The organism is Cellulomonas sp. NPDC058312, assembly GCF_042880135.1.
Taxonomy (GTDB): Bacteria; Actinomycetota; Actinomycetes; order Actinomycetales; family Cellulomonadaceae; genus Cellulomonas.
The window spans coordinates 1-1,446 of the sequence record NZ_JBHVZE010000025.1; the positions used below are offsets into that span (position 1 = coordinate 1).

The window sequence follows — 1,446 nt, forward strand, 5'->3', positions numbered from 1 at the left end:
GCTCTCGACCGAACACTGCTGTATCTCTGCGCGGCACTGGACCGCTATGGCCGAGTCAGCCGCTCGTTGTTCGATGTCCGGTTGGACCCGGAAAAGCAACGGGGCTCACTGACTTCCATGCAGGAACTCGACGGCATCATCGAGCGATTCCCCGACGCAGATGCCAGCGCGATCAGAGCAGTCGCACCCTACGCGTGGATCGCCGGGCAGCTCCGCAATCGCATCCACTCGCTGCCACTCGGTACCGAATTTCAACTCTCCCGCACCTATGGCTAGTCCACCACCGTCGCCGTGGAACTCACCGGCCTCCCTGAACTCGACCCAGAACCGACCATTCTCACCCAATCCCAGCTGGACCGGCTTGGCGTGTGAAGGCTGAGTCGACTGTCCCGTTCTCGCCGAGTACCTACGTCAGTGATGTTGCCACCCTGGCCACAACCTTGTTCAGCGCGACCATGAGATACCTGGACGCGTTCTCCCACTTTCTAATTCGAAATCAACCACAGGTCACCGACCATCTCCACCCGGTCGTAGGATGTTGGGCGGATGAGCCTCGCTCAATGCCCGCCCCGGAACCGAACGAGATGCTCTACCGCCGGCTACTGGGCTGGAGCGAACTGGGCTGAGCCGCCACCTGCCGACAAGCTGACGTAGGTATGTCGCAGGTCGCGTCAGGAAAGTGCTTCTGATAGGCACGGCCGACGTTACGACTCCCGGGCGAAGTTTCAGGCTGACCGCGTCGACTGCAACGACAAACCGAGGAGTGCGGACCCGGAACCTTTCGAATCTTTCGAATAGGTCGCGAAGCGGACACGTACGTGCACAGCCCGCAGTGCACTCGGCGACACCGATCAACTCGTTCGCGCCGAGGACCACCGTCAGATCCGACCACGCGGCGGAATCGTCTCCCAGGTGGGTGAACGGCCCGTGTCGCGTACCGTGCCCACTCCGCCGCCTTCCTCCTGGCGGTCACGAAAAGCCGCACCTCAATGTTGAGTGCCCGCGACAAGCCGGGGCGCGGCCGACACAGGAGTCCACCGATCACTGCTGCGCGAGGTTCACCACGGCCAGTTCGGTTGAGATCGCTGACGTACCGCCCGCCCTTGATGTCGCCGGGCACGACCAGTCGCGGCTGGGCGAGGGGTTACCCGTCCTCGGTGTACGCGACGAGGACGTCGGTGGCGGCGAAGTCCGGGGAGATCATCGTGTCGACGCTGGCGCGACCGTCTTGGTGGCGGCCAGCGCGATCGGTCCGATGATCTCACCCAGGTCAGGGCGGCGGTGTAGCCGTCCGCGCCGGTCGCGAGGATGTCGACCGACAGCAGCGGGTTTCTTCGCGGCGGAATCGACGGTCAACTCGGCGACGGTGACGATGTCGATCAGGCGGCGCCCTACACCGCGGCGCCGCTGCTACATCTGATCGAGAATCACCCAACCCTCACAGAC

The 1,446-nt window shown here is 63.8% G+C and carries 1 protein-coding gene; it reads left to right on the plus strand.

Annotated elements, in window-relative coordinates; genetic code table 11:
* A partial coding sequence (locus ACFVXN_RS18440) for a hypothetical protein (RefSeq protein ID WP_389235976.1) occupies positions 1-276 on the plus strand: 276 nt, incomplete at its 5' end.
* Positions 277-1,446 lie beyond the last annotated feature (1,170 nt).